The organism is Micromonospora auratinigra (genome assembly GCF_900089595.1).
Taxonomy (GTDB): Bacteria; Actinomycetota; Actinomycetes; order Mycobacteriales; family Micromonosporaceae; genus Micromonospora; species Micromonospora auratinigra.
This window is the reverse complement of the sequence record NZ_LT594323.1, coordinates 2,097,031-2,112,154: the sequence shown is the minus strand read 5'-3', so window position 1 is coordinate 2,112,154 and position 15,124 is coordinate 2,097,031. Positions and strand designations below refer to the sequence as shown.

Genomic DNA, 15,124 nt, shown 5'->3' with positions numbered 1-15,124 from the left:
CCCGCCGGGCGGCACATCCGACCACGGCCGGCACCGCGCCGGGCCGGGGACGACCACGGTCCGATGGCCGGAGGGGGACGCGTCCGGCCACCGCGGGCGGTTAGCGTGACCCGGTGACCGTCTCCCGTCGCCTGCTCCTCACGGATCTGGTCTGGGCGGTGCTGCTCGTGCTGCTGGTCGCCTACACCGTGACCGATCCACCGGGGCCCGCGTACCCGGGTCCGACGGGTGTGCTCTGGTCCACCGCCGTCCTGATCGCGTTGCCGGTGGCCGTGCGGCGGCGGTGGCCGGTCGCCGTCCTGGCGGTGGTGCTCGTCGCCGCCGTGACGGCGACCGCGGCGGGCGTCGCGGGAGCCGGCATGTTGGTGGTGGAGTTCCTGCCGGCGGCCACCGCCCTCTACACCGTTGCGCTCATGATGCCGCCGCGTCGCTCCGTCCCGGGGCTGGTGGCCGGTCTCGCCGGCGCGGCGGCGGCGGTCGGGTTCTTCTACGCGCACCGGCTGCCGGCGTTGCCGCGTGCCGACGACGCCGAGGTGCCGCTCTGGGCGCCCGGGGAGATCGGCGTGACCGTGGCGCTGCTGGTGCTCTGCTGGTCGGTGGGCTGTCTCGTCCGGTGGCGTCGGGACGTGGCGGCGCGGCTCGCCCGGTCCCTGGCCCACGCGGCCGTCGTCGACGAGCGGTTGCGTATCGCCCGCGACCTGCACGACATCGTCGGGCACAGCATGAGCCTGATCGCCGTGAAGGCCACCGTCGCCAACCACCTCGCCGACACCCGGCCGGACGAGGTGCGCGCCGCGCTCACTGTCATCGAGGAGACCAGCCGCAGCGGGCTCGCCGATCTCCGCCGGGCGCTGGGCGTGCTGCGGGCCGAGGGGACCGGCGAGATCGTGCCGGCCGACCTCGCGCCGACCGCCGGTCCGGCGGAGCTCGCGGAGCTGGCCGAACGCGCCGGGGATGCCGGGGTACGGGTGGTGCTGCGGATCGGCGGCGTCGACGACCTGCCGCCCGCCCTCGGCCTCACCGCGTACCGGGTGGTGCAGGAGGCGTTGACCAACGTCATCCGGCACGCCGCCCCCACCACCTGCCGGGTCACGGTCGAGGTGGTGGCGGGATCGCTGCGGATGGAGGTGACTGACGACGGGCCACCGGTCCGCGTCGGTGCCCCGCCGGGCGCCGGTCGCGGTCTGGCCGGCATGCGGGAACGGGTGACGCTCTACGGTGGCGCCCTGACCGCCGGTCCCCGGCCCGAGGGCGGGTTCCGGGTCCGGGCGTCGGTGCCGGTCACCCCGTCCGGGCGGTCCGGGTGACCGGCCCGGTGGTCCGCGTCGTGATCGCCGACGACCATGCCCTGCTGCGGGAGAGCTTCCGGCTGCTCGTCGACAGCGTGCCGGGGTTCGAGGTGGTGGGTGAGGCGGCCGGCGGGCGGGAGGCGGTCACCGTGTGCGGGCGGGAACGCCCCGACGTGGTGCTGATGGACGTCCGCATGCCCGACCTGGACGGCATCGAGGCCACCCGGCGGATCTGCGCCGCGCCGGACAGCCGGCCGGTACGGGTGCTCATCCTCACCACCTTCGACCTCGACGAGTACGTCTTCGCCGCGCTCCGGGCCGGCGCCAGCGGCTTCCTGGTCAAGGACACCAGCGCCGCCGATCTGCTCGCCGCGATCCGGGTCGTCGCCGCCGGTGAGGCGCTGCTCGCTCCCACCGTCACCCGTCGCCTGATCGCGGCGTTCACGGCCCGGCCGCCGCAGCCGGCCACCCGCCTGACGCCGTTGCTCGACCGGATCACCGAGCGTGAGCGCGAGGTGCTGACCCTGATCGCCCGGGGCCGGTCCAACGCCGATCTGGCGGCGGAGCTGTCGCTCAGCCCCGGCACGGTGAAGACGTACGTCGGCCGGCTGCTCAGCAAGCTCGACGCTCGCGACCGCGCCCAACTGGTGATCCTCGCGTACGAGACGGGGCTGGTGAGCCCGCAGGGGTGACCGTGCTCAGGTCGGGGCGGGGCCGAGGCTGTCTCGGTGGACCAGTTCGGCGGGGAGGGTCTCCACCCGGTCCCGGCCGGCGGCCGGGTCCAGGGCCAGCGCCATCGCCCGGGCGCCCAGCTCGGCCAGCGGCAACCGGACGGTGGTCAGCGCCGGGGTGACGTCGGCGGCGATCGGCATGTCGTCGAAGCCGACCACCGAGACCTGCTGCGGCACCCGCAGCCCCCGCTCGCGCAGGGTGGCCAGGGCGCCGACGGCCATCGAGTCGTTGAGCGCGACCACCGCGGTCAGCCCCGGTACGGCGTCCAGCAGCTCGGCCGTCGCTCGGGCCCCGCCGTCGCGGGTGAAGTCGGCGTACCGGATCCGTTCCGCGGGCAGCGACACCGCCATCCCCTCGTACAGGCCGGTGATCCGGTCGGTGGTGGTGGTCAGGGTGGCCGGCCCGGCGATCACCCCGACCGTGCGGTGACCGAGCCGGCGCAGCTCGGCGCCGAGCAGCCGCGCCCCGTCCTGGTTCGCCGGCAGCACCGCGTCGCCCCGGTGCTTGTGCCAGCCGAGCACCGCCACCCGGCCGCCGGTGGCGGCGTACGCGGCGAGCCGCTCGTCCATCGACGCGTTGACCGCGTCGTCGTGGTAGCCGGAGCCGGCCAGCACGATCGCGGCGACCTGTTGGGCGCGGAGCAGGTCGACGTACTCCAGCTCGCGTTCCGGGTCGCGGTAGCTGTTGCAGATGATGACCAGCCGGCCCCGCTCGGTGGCGACCCGTTGCAGCCCCCGGGTCACCTCGGCGAAGTACGGGTCGGAGACGTCGTGCACGACCACCCCGACCACGCTGCGCTGCGGGCGGGCCAGCAGCTGGGCGTGCGCGTTGGGCACGTACCGCAGCTCGGCGACGGCCTTGAGCACCCGTTCGCGCAGCTGGTCGGCGACCGGCTTGCTGCTGCCGTTGATGACCCGCGACGCGGTCGCGGGGGAGACGCCCGCCCGGCGGGCGACGTCGGCCAGCGTCGCCATGCCATCCCCCCTTGCTCACCCGGTCGCCGAGAGGCTACCGCAGGAGCGCGCGGGAAACCCTTGCCCGATCGGCGGGCCGCCCTCTACCGTTCCGGGAAAGCGCTTGCCTGAGCTGTCGGGAGGATCCGCCATGACCCGAAGGTCGATCGGCATCATCGTCAACGGCGTCACCGGTCGGATGGGCTACCGGCAGCACCTGGTCCGGTCCCTGCTGGCCATCCGCGACGAGGGCGGCGTGCCGCTGCCCGACGGCGACCGGATCTGGCCGGAGCTCGTCCTGGTCGGCCGCAGCGAACACCGGCTGCGCGAGGTCGCCGAGCGGCACGGCCTCACCGACTGGACCACCGACCTGACCGCCGCGCTGGCCCGCGACGACGTGGCGGTCTACTTCGACGCCCAGGTCACCCAGCAGCGGGAGAAGGCGATCCGGCAGGCCATCGAGGCCGGCCGGCACGTCTACACCGAGAAGCCGCTCGCCGAGTCCGCCGTCGCGGCCACCGAGTTGGCCCGGGCCGCCGAGGCGGCCGGCGTCCGCACCGGCGTGGTCCAGGACAAGCTCTTCCTGCCCGGGCTGCGCAAGCTCAAGCGGCTGGTCGACGGCGGCTTCTTCGGCCGGATCCTCTCCGTGCGCGGCGAGTTCGGCTACTGGGTCTTCGAGGGCGACTGGCAGCCCGCCCAGCGTCCCTCCTGGAACTACCGGGCCGCCGACGGCGGCGGTATCACCATGGACATGTTCCCGCACTGGCACTACCTGCTGGAGGAGCTGTTCGCGCCGGTCCGGGCGGTCACCTGCGTCACCGCCACGCACATCCCGGAACGGGTCGACGAGACCGGCCACCGCTACCGGGCCACCGCCGACGACGCCGCGTACGGCATCTTCGAGCTCGACGGCGGCGTCGTCGCCCAGCTCAACTCCTCCTGGTGCGTGCGGGTCAACCGCGACGAGCTGGTCGAGTTCCAGGTCGACGGGACCGAGGGCAGCGCCGTCGCCGGGCTGCGTTCGTGCCGCGTCCAGCACCGCGCGGTCACCCCGAAGCCGGTCTGGAACCCCGACCTGCCGGCCACCGAGGACTTCCGGGCCCGGTGGACCGAGGTGCCGGACAACGAGGAGTACGACAACGGCTTCAAGGTGCAGTGGGCGGCCTTCCTGCGGCACGTCGTCGCCGGCGAGCCGTTCCGCTGGGACTTCCACGCCGGCGCGCGCGGGGTGGCGCTCGCCGAGGCCGGCCTGCGCTCCGCCCGGGAGGGCCGCCGGATCGAGGTCGCCGGGGTCGGCCGGTGAGCCCGGTCGTCCGGCTCCCCGGCGGGCAGCGGCACCGGCTGCGCGGCGGCCCGGCCTTCCCCCGGCCCGCGGGCCCCGCGACCGGGCGCGTCGCGTACGCGGCCGCGCACGTGGTCGCCGATCCCGGGGCGGAGAACGTGCCGGGCGCCCCGGCCGCGCTCGACTGGGACCGTACCCTCGCCTTCCGGCACCACCTCTGGTCGTACGGGCTGGGCGTGGCCGAGGCGATGGACACCGCCCAGCGGGGCATGGGGCTCGATCACGCCGCCACCCGGGAACTGATCCGGCGCAGCGCCGCCGAGGCGCGCACGGTCGGCGGGCGGATCGTCGCCGGGGTGAACACCGACCAGCTCCCGCCCGGACCCGCCACGCTGCCCGACGTGGTCGGCGCGTACGCCGAGCAGCTGGCCGACACCCTCGCCGCCGGGGCCCGGCCGGTGCTCATGTGCAGCCGGCACCTCGCCGCCGCCGCCCGCTCGGCCGACGACTACCTGCGGGTGTACGACCGGCTGCTCACCGGCGCGGCCGAGCCCGTGGTGCTGCACTGGCTCGGCGCCGTGTTCGACCCGGCGCTGGCCGGCTACTGGGGCTCCGCCGACCTCGACCAGGCCACGGAGACCGTGCTCGACCTGGTCACGGCGCACGCCGACCGGGTGGACGGGATCAAGGTGTCCCTGTTGGACGCCGAGCGGGAGGTGGCGCTGCGCCGCCGGCTGCCCGCCGGGGTACGCCTCTACACCGGCGACGACTTCCACTACCCCGAGCTGATCCGCGGCGACGAGGTCGGGCACTCGGACGCGCTGCTCGGCGTGTTCGCCGCCATCGCCCCCGCCGCCGCGACCGCCCTGGCCGCCCTGGACGCCGGTGACCTCGCCCGCTACGACGCGGTCCTGGACCCGACCGTCCCGCTCGCCCGGCACCTCTTCGCCGCCCCGACCTGGCACTACAAGACCGGGATCGTCTTCCTCGCCTGGCTCGCCGGGCACCAGGACCACTTCACCATGGTCGGCGGCCAGCAGGCCGGCCGCTCACCCGTACACCTGGCCCGGCTGCTGGTCCTCGCCGACGCGGCCGGCCTGCTGCCCGACGCCGAGCTGGCCGCGGCCCGGGCCCGGGCCTACCTGACGGTCGCCGGAGTGGCCCAGTGACCGCCCCGGGTCGGGCCGCCTCCGGCCCGGCCGCCTCCGGCCCGGCCGCCTCCGGCCCGGCCGCCTCCGGCCCGGCCGGGGTGGGCCGGCCGGCCGACCGGCTTGGCCTGGCCCGGTTCTCCTTCAACCAGGCGACCGCGAAGCACTGGCCGCTCGCCGAGGCGGTCGCCGGCTGCGTGGCGGCCGGCGTGCCCGGCATCGGCCTGTGGAGGGAACCGGTCCAGGAGTACGGCCTGGCCCGGTCGGCCCGGCTGGTCCGCGACGCCGGCCTGGCGGTCACCTCGCTCTGCCGGGGCGGCTTCTTCACCGGTGGGGACTGGCGCGACGAGAACCGCCGGGCGATCGAGGAGGCGGCCGTCCTCGGCACCTCGGTGCTGGTGCTGGTCTCCGGTGGGCTGCCCGACGGTGACCGGGACGTCGACGGGGCCCGGTGGCGGGTCGCCGACGCGATCGCCGAGCTGGCCCCGGAGGCCGCCGCCGCCGGGGTCACTCTGGCCGTCGAGCCGCTGCACCCGATGTTCTGCGCCGACCGCTGCGTGATCGCCACCCTCGGCCAGGCTCTCGACATCGCCGAACGGTTCGACCCCGGGGTGGTCGGGGTGGTGGTCGACACGTACCACGTCTGGTGGGACGACACGGTCTACGCGCAGATCGCGCGGGCCGGGCAGCGCATCGCCGCGTTCCAGGTCGCCGACTGGGTCACCCCGCTGCCCGCAGGTGTGCTGCTGGGCCGGGCCCTGCCCGGGCGCGGCTGCGTGCAGCTGCGCCGGCTGCGCGAGGCCGTCGACGCGGCCGGCTACCGGGGCCCGATCGAGGTGGAGGTCTTCGACGCCGACCTGTGGTCCCGGCCCGGCCCGGAGATCCTCGCGGCCACCGTGGACGCCTACCTCGCGCACCTGTCGTGACGGCCGTCGCCCCGGCGGGCTGATCATTTCCCACCGTCGGCCCGGATCCTCCCCCGTCCGGGGGAGGCCCGCGCCCGGTCCTCGGCGTCACCCTGGAGCGGCCCGTCCCGTCTTCGCGGTGGCAACCCGAGGAGGCCCGATGACCCCCGCCCAGCTCCAGGCACCCAAGATCGAGCTGCACGTCCACCTGGAGGGCACGGTCCGTCCCGCGCTGCTCGCCCGGATCGCCCGCGAGCACGGCCTGGCCCCGCCCGAGCCCGGCCCGCCGTACGAGTTCGCCGACCTGTACGGGTTCATCGCGCTGTGGAACCGGCGCACCGACTGCCTGCGCAGCCCGCGGGACTACCACCGGGCCCTGCTCGCGTACGCCGCCGAGGCCGCCGGGCAGGGCGCGGTCTACCTGGAGCCGATCCTGGACGCGGAGGAACGCCTCGGTGGCCCCGAGGGCTGGGCGGACGTCCTCGCCGCGTGCTGCGACGCGGCCACCGAGGCGCGCGAGCGGCACGGCGTCGAGATCGGACTGACTCCCCAGGTCTGCCGGGGGCAGGATGTCGAGCTGGCCGAGGCGGCGGCCCGGGTGGCGGTGCGCTTCGCCGGCCGGGGAGTGGTCGGTTTCGGACTCTCCGGTGCCGAGGGGCACCACCCGACCGAGCCGTACGCCCGCGCGGTCGGCATCGCCCGCGGCGGCGGCCTGCCGTTCGTGCCGCACGCCGGGGAGGCCGCCGGGCCGGAGGCCGTCCGCGAGGTGCTCGCCATGGGCGCGGTCCGGATCCGGCACGGGGTCCGCGCCGTCGAGGACCCGGACCTGGTCGACGAGTTGGTCGGCCGCGGCGTGGTGCTGGACGTCACCCCCACCTCCAACCTGCGGCTCGGGGTGGCCCGCCCGGGCCGGCCGCACCCGGTGACGGTGCTCGCCGCCGCCGGGGTCCGCTGCTCGGTCTCCACCGACGACCCGGCGATCTTCGACATCACCCTCGGCGCGGAGTACGCCCTCGCCGACCGGCTGGGCGTCGACCCGGCCGCCGCGTACGCGGCGGGCCTGGCCGGCGCGCTCTGCGACGACGCGACCCGGGCCCGGCTCGTCGCCGCCGGCGACCGCGCCCACCGCCGTCCGCCCGCCGTGCCCGCCGTGGCGCACTGACCCACCCCCCCCGGCCGGCCGCGCGGCCCCGCACGCCCGGCCCGGGGTGGTGGCGCTGTTTCACGGAAACAGTGGTCTGAACCGCTCGCGAAGCCACTCTTTCCGTGAATTAGTCACCTGCTGACCGGCGGGTCGGGCCGGCGGGTCGGTCAGGCCGGCGGGTCGGGGAGGATCCGAAAGACCGGGAGGTCGGCGGCGATCCGGGCGAACTCCGCCTCCGGGGCGTGCCGGTCCACCGGTACGTGCGGGCGGGCACCGGGGGCCAGCGCCAGGTGCCGGCGCAGGATGGGTGGCCGGTCGGGCACCGGCACGTCGACCAGCCGGACCGGCTCGGGCCGACCGTGCCGCAGCACCGCCCGGCCGCCGGCCGCGCGCACGTTGGCCACCCAGTTCACCCGCTCGCCGAGCATCGACACCAGGTAGCGCCCGCCGTCGTGGTCGGCGACGACCAGGGGTACGGCGAGCAGCCGGCCGCTGCGCCGGCCCGGCACCTCCAGGGTCACCCAGTGGGCGGGGGCCAGGCCGGCCGCGTACTGCCGGGCGGAGAGGCCGTTGAGGAACCGGGCGAGGGCGTTCGGCCGACCGGTCCGGTACATCCACCGCACCTGCCGGCGCCACAGATCGAGGAGCATGGCGGTACCTCCTTCCCCCTCCATTGGGGACCGCCACGACGACACGGGCCAGGGCCGGACGGCCCCCCGGGGCGCGGGCGGCCGTACTAGGTTGGCGGCATGCAGATCGTCTCCGCCGTCCTGCTGGTCGACCCCGCCGGCCGGCTGCTGATCCAGCTCCGCGACGAGCACGCCCCCTACTTCCCGAACGTCTGGGGGCTGCCCGGCGGGCACGCCGAGCCGGGGGAGAGCGCCGAGGAGACGGCCGTCCGCGAACTGTGGGAGGAGACCGGGCTGCGTCCGGAGGCGCCGCTGCGGCTCTTCGCCGTGCAGGAGCTGGCCGAGACCCAGCGGATCAAGCACTACTTCTACGGCCCGACCACCGCCCGCCAGGAGGACGTGGTGCTGGGCGAGGGCGCGGCGATCGTCTTCACCCCGCCGGCCGAGGTGCTCGACGGCCGCCCCTACACCCTGGGCACCATCGACGTGCTCACCCGCTTCCTGGCCTCCCCCGAGTACGCCGGGCTGGCCGGCTCACCGCTGGCCGGCTGAGCCCCGCGCCGGGTCGCCGAGCGGGACGATCCGCCGGTCGCCGCTGCCGGTGACGGCGGCCAGCGGCGCGGTGGCGAAGCCGACCAGGCGCGCCAGCGCGGGTCGGCCCTGCCGGCGCAACAGCCGCGGCCCCAGGTCACGCAGCACCGTGGTGAGCGCCGGCAGCGGCCGGCCGAAGATGGTCAGCTCCCGGATCAGCCCGTCGGGCCCGAGCCGGAGCAGCTGCGCCTCCTCGACCGCCTCGCGGCTGGTCCGGGCATGGAAGAACAGCGCCCGGGTGTCCCCGGCGCCGACCTCGGTGTGGAACCGGATCTCGGTGAGCACCTCGTGCAGGGCGGCCAGCATGTCGCCGACCGCCGCGCGGCCCCGGAACCGGAACTGTGCGGTGAGCGGCGAGATCACCTCCACCTCCGGCGCGAGGCAGCGGACCGCGGTCGCCGCGTCGCCCCGCTCGCCGGCGGCCCGCCAGGCGGCCACCGTCTCGTCGTACCGGTCGTGTCCCGGCTCGCCCATCGCGGACCTCCCCGTTCGCCCTGCCCTCATGCTGTCACCGCCGGCACCGTGCCGGTGTCCCGTCGGCGCCGCGTGCCAGGTGAGCCGGGACACGGGGGCGGAAGTGGCGCCGAACGCTGCCGGGCCGGCCGGCGCGGCGCAGGATGGTGGGCGACGCGACAGGGAGGCGACGATGACCTGGTGGGGCAGGGCCCGGCGGGCCGACGGCCGGGCGCGGCCCCGGGTGGCCGTCCGGGAGGCCGCCGGGCGGTTGCGGCGCGGCTGGCTGCCGGTCGTGGAGGCCACCCTCGCGGCCACCGTCGCCTGGGTGCTGGCCACCCGGCTGGTCGGTCACCCGCAGCCGTTCTTCGCCCCCGCCGCCGCGTTGATCGTGCTCGGCCAGGCCCGGGGCCAGCGGATGCGCCGGGCCGTCGAGGTGGTGCTGGGGGTGGCCGCCGGGGTGCTGGTGGCCGACCTGGTGGTGCAGGCGCTCGGCCCGCGTACCACCTGGACGGTGTTCACCGTCATCCTGCTCACCGTCGCCCTCGCGGTGGCCGTCGGTGCCAGCTCGGTCACCGTGGTGCAGGCCGCCGTCTCCGCCCTCTACCTGGTGGTCGTCTCGCCGCCGACCGAGTCGCTGGTCCCGTTCCGGTTCGTCGACGCGCTGATCGGCGGCGGGGTGGCGGTGGTGGCCAGCCAGCTCGTCGACGCCCGCCGCCCGCTGGCCCCGCTGGTCACGGAGTTCCGGCACACCTTCGAGGAACTGGCCGGAGTGCTCGACGACGTCGCCGACGCGCTGGAGCGCGGCGACGACGAGGCGGCGCTGGCCGCGCTGGAGCGGGCCCGCCGGGCCGACGCCGGGGTGGAGCGGCTGCGCGGCGCGGTGCAGGCGGCCGGTGAGGCGCTCCGGCTCAACCTGGGCCGTCGGCGGCACCTCGGCCGGCTACGCTCGGTGGCGGGCTCGATCGGGCAGATCGACTACGCGGTACGCAACGTCCGCGTCCTGGCCCGGGCCGCGGTCACCCTGACCCGGGGCGCGGCACCGGTCCCCACCGACCTGGGCGCGGTGGTACGCACCCTCGCCGAGGCGGTCCGCTCCGCCGGGGACGCGCTCGCCGCCGACCTGAACGGGCAGGACGAGGTCGCCGACGCGCACGCCGAGCGGGTCGACGTCGCCGCGCTGGAGGCGGTCCGGGCGGCCGGCCGACTCTTCACCGCCGGACCGACGCTGCCGCTCGCGATGATCATCGGACAGGTCCGGGCCACCGCCATCGACCTGCTGCGCGGGGTCGGCGTGGACGACGACGCCACCGTGCTCAGCCGGGTCGACGCGGCGGTCGGCCGCCCGGGCCCGTGACCCGACCTCCGGCTCTCGCGCGGCGCGGCCCCGACCGTCCGGCCGGCTCGGACGGGCTCCCGGACCGCCGGGCCGGCTCGGACGGGCTCCCGGACCGCGCGGCGGCAGTCCGCTCCGGCCGGTGTCAGGCGCTGTCCCGGGCGACCAGCGTCGAGGGGAACGCGGTGACCGGCGGACCGCTCCGCTCCTCCAGCACCGCGGTGGCCGCGGCGGTGGCGATCCGGGCCACCGGGTGGGTGGCGGTGGTCAGCGCCGGACTGCTCATCGCCGCGTACGGGAGGTCGTCGAAGCCGCCGACCGCCACGTCGTGTGGCACCTCGACGCCGCGCCGGCGCAACGCCGCGATCGCGCCGAACGCGGTGGCGTCACTCGCGGCGTAGACGGCGTCGGTGTCCGGCCAGCGGTCGAGGACCTCCAGCGCGGCCCGGCCGCCCCGCTCGGCGGTGAAGTCGCCGTCCACCAGCCGCTCGGGCAGCCCGGCCGCCGCCATCAGCTCCCGGTACGCGCTCACCGACCGTTCCGCGCAGCTCAGCCAGCGCGGGCCGGTCACCATGGCGATCCGGCGGCGTCCCCCGGCGTACAGGTGGCGCAGCACCGCTCCGGCGCCGGCGGCGTTGTCCACGTCGAAGGAGGGCACGGCCGGCGAGCCGGTGCCGATCGAGGCGACCCGACCGTGCAACCGCGCCGGCACCGCGTCGAGCACCGGCTGGGTGGTGTTGACCAGGATCACCCCGCAGACGCCCCGGTCGTCACCGAGCCGGCCCAGCGCGGGCGGGCCGGTCAGCGGCAGCCACTGCAACGCCACCCCCACCCCCTGCGGGTCGCCGACCCGGGCCGCCGCGCCGACCACCCGCTGCACGTACGGGTCGTCGAGGACCGTGTCGTCGCGACCCACCACGGCGACGACGAGGCGTACCCCGCCGCCGCGTACCAGCGCCCGGGCGGCGCCGTTCGGCACGTAACCGAGCCGGCCGGCGGCGGCGGTGACCCGGTCCCGGGCGTCCGGCGAGGCGAACCCGTAGCCGCCGAGCACCCGGGAGGCGGTGGCGCGGGACACCCCGGCGGCCCGGGCCACGTCGTCGAGGGTGGCGGATCGTGCGGTCGGCGAGGCCATGTCGGCATCATGCCCGGTCGCCCCGCCCGGGCGTAAGGGGTGGGAGCGCTTGCGCTGATAGCGCTCTCAGGTGTGGGATGGCCGTCTGACCCGGGGGAGAAGAGGACGAGCACCGTGAGCAGCACCATCGACGAGACCACCGCCGGCCGACCGGTGGTGCCGAGGCCGGTCCTGGCCGCCCGCAACGGCGTGACCGTGGTCTTCGCCCTCAACGGCCTCGCGGTGGCCACCTGGTTCTCCCGGGTGCCGGCCGTCCGGGAGGCCCTCGGGCTCAGCGCCGGGCGGCTCGGCCTGCTGCTGCTCTGCATGTCCATCGGCGCGCTGGTGGCGATGCCCTCGGCCGGCCTGGTCCTGCAGCGGCTCGGCCCGGCCCGGACGGTGGCGGCGTCGACCGTGGCGGTCGCGCTCGGCCTGACGGTCGCCGGCCTCGCCGCCGGGCTGGCCGGCTCGGTGGTCGGCGTCGCGGTCGGGCTGTTCGCCCTCGGCTACGGCTCCGGCGCCTGCGACGTGGCGATGAACGTCGAGGGCGCCGCCGTGGAGAAGCGGCTCGGGCGCACCATCATGCCCCGGTTCCACGCCGCCTGGAGCCTCGGCTCGGTGGCCGGCGCCGCGCTGGGCGCGGGGGCCGCCCGGTGGGACGTGCCGCTCGGCTGGCACCTGCCCGTCGTCGCCGCGGTGGTGCTGGCCGGCACGCTGCTCGGCGCGCGGGCGTTCCTGCCGGTCGTGCCCACCCCCGAGGGGAGCGACCCGGTGGCCCGGCGGCGCGCGCTGCTGGCCACCTGGCGCGAGCCGCGCACCCTGCTGATCGGCCTGTTCGTGCTGGTCATGGCCTTCACCGAGGGCAGCGCCAACGACTGGATCGCGGTGGCCTTCATCGACGGGTACGGCGTCAGCGAGGCGGTCGGCGCGGCCGTGTTCGGCGTCTTCGTGGTCGGCATGACCCTCGGCCGTACCGCCGGCACGGTCGCCATCGACCGCTGGGGCCGGGTACGCGTCCTGCTCGGCACCATCGGCCTCGCGGTCACCGGCGCGGCCCTGGCCGTGCTGGCCGGCTCGGGACCGGTCGCCGTGGTCGGCGTGGTGCTCTGGGGCATCGGCGCGTCGCTCGGCTTCCCGGTCGGGATGAGCGCCGCCGCCGACGACGAGGAGCGGGCCGCGGCCCGGGTCAGCGTGGTCGCGGTGATCGGCTACACCGCCTTCCTGGGCGGGCCGCCGCTGCTCGGTTTCCTCGGCGACCACCTGGGCGTGCTGCCCGCCCTCGGGCTCGTCCCGCTGCTCCTGCTGCCCACCCTCGCCCTCGTCCCGGTGCTCCGCCCGCCGGCCCGCTGACCGCTCCGGCGCGCGCCGTCACCAGCGGACTCCCACCGGCCTCGCAGCGGGTTGCCAGGTTGGGGTGCTGCACTGGGGGCAGACCGAGGAGAGGAGGCGGGCATGGGCTGGTTCAGCCGCCGGGCCACCGACCCGACCACCCCGACGAAGCTCGACCGGGAGGCGAACCGGGACGACCTCGCCGCGCTGGAGGCGTTCGTGACCAGCCGGCGCGGGGTGGAGTTCTACCTGGAGCCGGAGACCACGGCCACCGACACCACGGTCGTCGCGATCGCGCACGACGGGGAGTGGATCCGCCGCCGTACCGGCTCGCCCCGGGTGGCCGCCAAGATCGCCCACCGGCACGCCGTCCCGCTGTACGAGGCGGCCCGCACCGGCTACCCGGAGCGGATGCGGGCCTGGAACCGGGCCCACCCGGAGCGGCGCGCCCGCTGACCCGGCCCGCTCCGCCGTGCCGGTCCAGGTGCCCGGAACCCGTGTCGCTGGCGGCGCGGGCCCGGGCCCGCTCAGCCGGTCAACGCGGCGCGCGCCTCGGCCAGCGACAACGGCGCGTCGTGGGCCGAGACGTACCACCGCACGTCGTCGGTGAGCAGACCGGCGGCCATCGCCAGGTCGGGGCCTTCGGCGGGCCCGCGCAGGTGCGCGGGCGGCGGGTACCAGCAGTCGCCGAGCAGCAGCACCTGCGAGTCGGGCACCAGCACCACGGTCGAGTCCGACGCGTGCCGGCCGCCGACGTGCCGCAGCCGGACGCCGGTGGGCAGGGTCAGCTCGTCGGTGAAGGTGCGGGTGGGTGGGAGCACCGCGAAACCGTCCCAGGAGTCGACCGCCAGCGCCCGGGCCCGGTAGCTGGGGCCGAGGCGGGGCTCGGCGCGTACCGTCTCGCGCAGGTGGCGGTGGCTCCACGGGCGCCGCGCCTCCGCGCGCAGCGGGGCCACGCCGGCCTCGTGCCCGACGATCTCGACCTCCGGCCAGGCGCAGGCGCCCCAGACGTGGTCCCAGTGGTGGTGGGTGTAGACCAGCCAACGCGGTGCGGGCAGCCCGGCGGCGGCCAGCCCGGCCCGGATCTCGCGGGCGTGCGCCGGGCTCTGCCCCGCGTCGACGATCACACTTCCGCGCTCGTCGGCGATCACCGCGACGGTCGGCCGGATCGCCAGCGGGTCCGGGTCGCCGGGGAACAACCACACTCGACCGGCCAGGAGTCGGGGCGTGACGGCGTCGATGGTGACGGTTCCTCTCGCGGTGACCGGGTGCGTTCCACAGTCGACCGCCGATGCTACCCGGGCCGGTCGCCGCGCACCGTCCCGTCAGGGCGGACTCGACTGTCGGCCGGATCGGGCGCAGCCGGTGACAATGGCGGGAGAGCCTTTCCGCGTCGGCTCCTTTCCGATCGATCAACGTCATTGCCAATGGCGTCGTGAGGCGACTCAAACAATCGATCCCTGTCCATCGACACCGTGCCGGGTCGGCTCGGGTGGCCGGCGTTGACCGGCGGCCGGAGGCTGTGGCAGCATTCGCGGCCAGGACGGCAGTGAAGGAAGCCGGTGCGATTCCGGCGCGGTCCCGCCACTGTCACCGGGGAGCGATCCCCCCTCGTGAGTCACGGCCGTGCGTGCGCGGTTGGAAGGCCGGGGGTGAGCGTCGATCCGGGAGCCAGGATACTTCGGCCGTCGGAGAGCCCCAGGGCGTGGACACCCGAGGAGGATCCGATGCACGACACCCGTGCCATCGACGCTGATCGTCGTATCCGGCCGACGCGCACCGACGCGCCGGCCCGTGCCACCGCACCGCGCACCCGGCCGTCGGCCCGTGCCGCGGCACCGCGCACCGGCCGCCGTCTCCCGGCCGCCGGGCGCTCCCGCGCCGACTCCCTGAGCCGCCTCGCCGTCCCGACGGGCGCCGTCCGGCACCGGGTCGCCGTCCCGGCGGGTGCCGGCACCGTCCGGCACCACGTCGTCACGCCGGTAGGCGCCGTCGCCACCCCGGCAGGCGGCCTCGCCGCGCGCCGGCCTCGGGCCGCCGTGCCGGATCGCTCCCGCGTCGCGGCCCGTCACCGCTGAGTTCCGCCGCACCGGGTTCCCCGCCCGGTCGGACGGCCCCGCCGACCTGTCGTCGGTGAGCCGCCCGCCCGGTCCGCGGACCCGCTGAACCCGCGCCCACCCCTGCCCGCCGCCGGCCACCCCGTGCCGTCGGGCGTCACG

At 76.5% G+C, this 15,124-nt stretch carries 15 protein-coding genes and 1 riboswitch; of the genes, 10 read left to right on the top strand and 5 right to left on the bottom strand.

Going from position 1 to position 15,124, the window contains the following annotated elements; all coding sequences use genetic code 11:
- Positions 1-113 precede the first annotated feature (113 nt).
- Positions 114-1,307, top strand: a complete 1,194-nt coding sequence (locus GA0070611_RS09705) for a sensor histidine kinase (RefSeq protein ID WP_091661173.1) — start codon at positions 114-116, stop codon at positions 1,305-1,307.
- An 8-nt stretch (positions 1,308-1,315) separates the two neighbouring features.
- Positions 1,316-1,981, top strand: a complete 666-nt coding sequence (locus tag GA0070611_RS09700; protein ID WP_091672724.1) for a response regulator — start codon at positions 1,316-1,318, stop codon at positions 1,979-1,981.
- A 6-nt stretch (positions 1,982-1,987) separates the two neighbouring features.
- On the opposite strand, the gene GA0070611_RS09695 is transcribed toward GA0070611_RS09700, so the two are convergent.
- On the bottom strand, positions 1,988-2,995 hold the full coding sequence (locus GA0070611_RS09695; RefSeq protein WP_091661168.1) for a LacI family DNA-binding transcriptional regulator: 1,008 nt from the start codon (positions 2,993-2,995) through the stop codon (positions 1,988-1,990).
- 130 nt (positions 2,996-3,125) lie between these two features.
- Between GA0070611_RS09695 and GA0070611_RS09690 the strand changes: the two genes are divergently transcribed.
- The 4 genes from GA0070611_RS09690 (at position 3,126) to GA0070611_RS09675 (ending at position 7,471) form a co-directional block, all read left to right on the top strand.
- Positions 3,126-4,277 (top strand): Gfo/Idh/MocA family protein, encoded by a 1,152-nt coding sequence (locus GA0070611_RS09690; RefSeq protein WP_091661163.1) that lies wholly within the window; start codon positions 3,126-3,128, stop codon positions 4,275-4,277.
- Entirely contained in the window at positions 4,274-5,425 is a 1,152-nt protein-coding gene (locus tag GA0070611_RS09685; RefSeq protein ID WP_091661160.1) for a dihydrodipicolinate synthase family protein, read from the top strand. The genes GA0070611_RS09690 and GA0070611_RS09685 overlap by 4 nt, the downstream gene beginning before the upstream one ends.
- Before the next feature lie 107 nt (positions 5,426-5,532).
- Complete coding sequence (locus GA0070611_RS09680) at positions 5,533-6,330, top strand: sugar phosphate isomerase/epimerase family protein (protein ID WP_091672722.1); 798 nt, start codon at positions 5,533-5,535, stop codon at positions 6,328-6,330.
- A 139-nt stretch (positions 6,331-6,469) separates the two neighbouring features.
- Positions 6,470-7,471 carry an adenosine deaminase family protein gene (locus GA0070611_RS09675; RefSeq protein WP_091661157.1) on the top strand — a complete coding sequence of 334 codons (1,002 nt, stop codon included), beginning with the start codon at positions 6,470-6,472 and terminating at the stop codon, positions 7,469-7,471.
- 149 nt (positions 7,472-7,620) lie between these two features.
- On the opposite strand, the gene GA0070611_RS09670 is transcribed toward GA0070611_RS09675, so the two are convergent.
- Positions 7,621-8,103 (bottom strand): nitroreductase/quinone reductase family protein, encoded by a 483-nt coding sequence (locus GA0070611_RS09670; protein ID WP_091661153.1) that lies wholly within the window; start codon positions 8,101-8,103, stop codon positions 7,621-7,623.
- A gap of 99 nt (positions 8,104-8,202) precedes the next feature.
- Here GA0070611_RS09670 and GA0070611_RS09665 point away from each other — a divergent pair, with 99 nt between their 5' ends.
- The gene (locus GA0070611_RS09665) at positions 8,203-8,634 is read left to right on the top strand and encodes an NUDIX hydrolase (protein ID WP_091661149.1); all 432 of its coding nucleotides are present in this window, start codon (positions 8,203-8,205) and stop codon (positions 8,632-8,634) included.
- Here GA0070611_RS09665 and GA0070611_RS09660 read toward each other — a convergent pair.
- Positions 8,617-9,147 carry a nuclear transport factor 2 family protein gene (locus GA0070611_RS09660; protein ID WP_157740282.1) on the bottom strand — a complete coding sequence of 177 codons (531 nt, stop codon included), beginning with the start codon at positions 9,145-9,147 and terminating at the stop codon, positions 8,617-8,619. The two genes, GA0070611_RS09665 and GA0070611_RS09660, sit on opposite strands and share 18 nt — an antisense overlap.
- Positions 9,148-9,319: 172 nt before the next feature.
- On the opposite strand from GA0070611_RS09660, the gene GA0070611_RS09655 reads away from it, so the two are divergent.
- Positions 9,320-10,483: an FUSC family protein gene (locus GA0070611_RS09655; protein WP_091661139.1), complete on the top strand. Its 1,164-nt coding sequence runs from the start codon at positions 9,320-9,322 to the stop codon at positions 10,481-10,483.
- Between the two features lie 124 nt (positions 10,484-10,607).
- Here the strand turns inward: GA0070611_RS09655 and GA0070611_RS09650 are convergent, their stop codons facing one another.
- A complete protein-coding gene (locus tag GA0070611_RS09650) occupies positions 10,608-11,597 on the bottom strand; it encodes a LacI family DNA-binding transcriptional regulator (RefSeq protein WP_091661136.1) in 990 nt (329 codons plus the stop codon).
- Between the two features lie 114 nt (positions 11,598-11,711).
- Between GA0070611_RS09650 and GA0070611_RS09645 the strand changes: the two genes are divergently transcribed.
- Both GA0070611_RS09645 and GA0070611_RS09640 read left to right on the top strand, forming a co-directional pair.
- Positions 11,712-12,926 carry an MFS transporter gene (locus GA0070611_RS09645; RefSeq protein WP_091661133.1) on the top strand — a complete coding sequence of 405 codons (1,215 nt, stop codon included), beginning with the start codon at positions 11,712-11,714 and terminating at the stop codon, positions 12,924-12,926.
- Between the two features lie 102 nt (positions 12,927-13,028).
- Entirely contained in the window at positions 13,029-13,361 is a 333-nt protein-coding gene (locus tag GA0070611_RS09640; RefSeq protein ID WP_091661130.1) for a hypothetical protein, read from the top strand.
- A 71-nt stretch (positions 13,362-13,432) separates the two neighbouring features.
- Here the strand turns inward: GA0070611_RS09640 and GA0070611_RS09635 are convergent, their stop codons facing one another.
- A complete protein-coding gene (locus GA0070611_RS09635; protein WP_231921388.1) occupies positions 13,433-14,110 on the bottom strand; it encodes an MBL fold metallo-hydrolase in 678 nt (225 codons plus the stop codon).
- A gap of 347 nt (positions 14,111-14,457) precedes the next feature.
- Positions 14,458-14,587, top strand: a riboswitch (cobalamin riboswitch).
- The last annotated feature ends 537 nt before the right edge of the window (positions 14,588-15,124 follow it).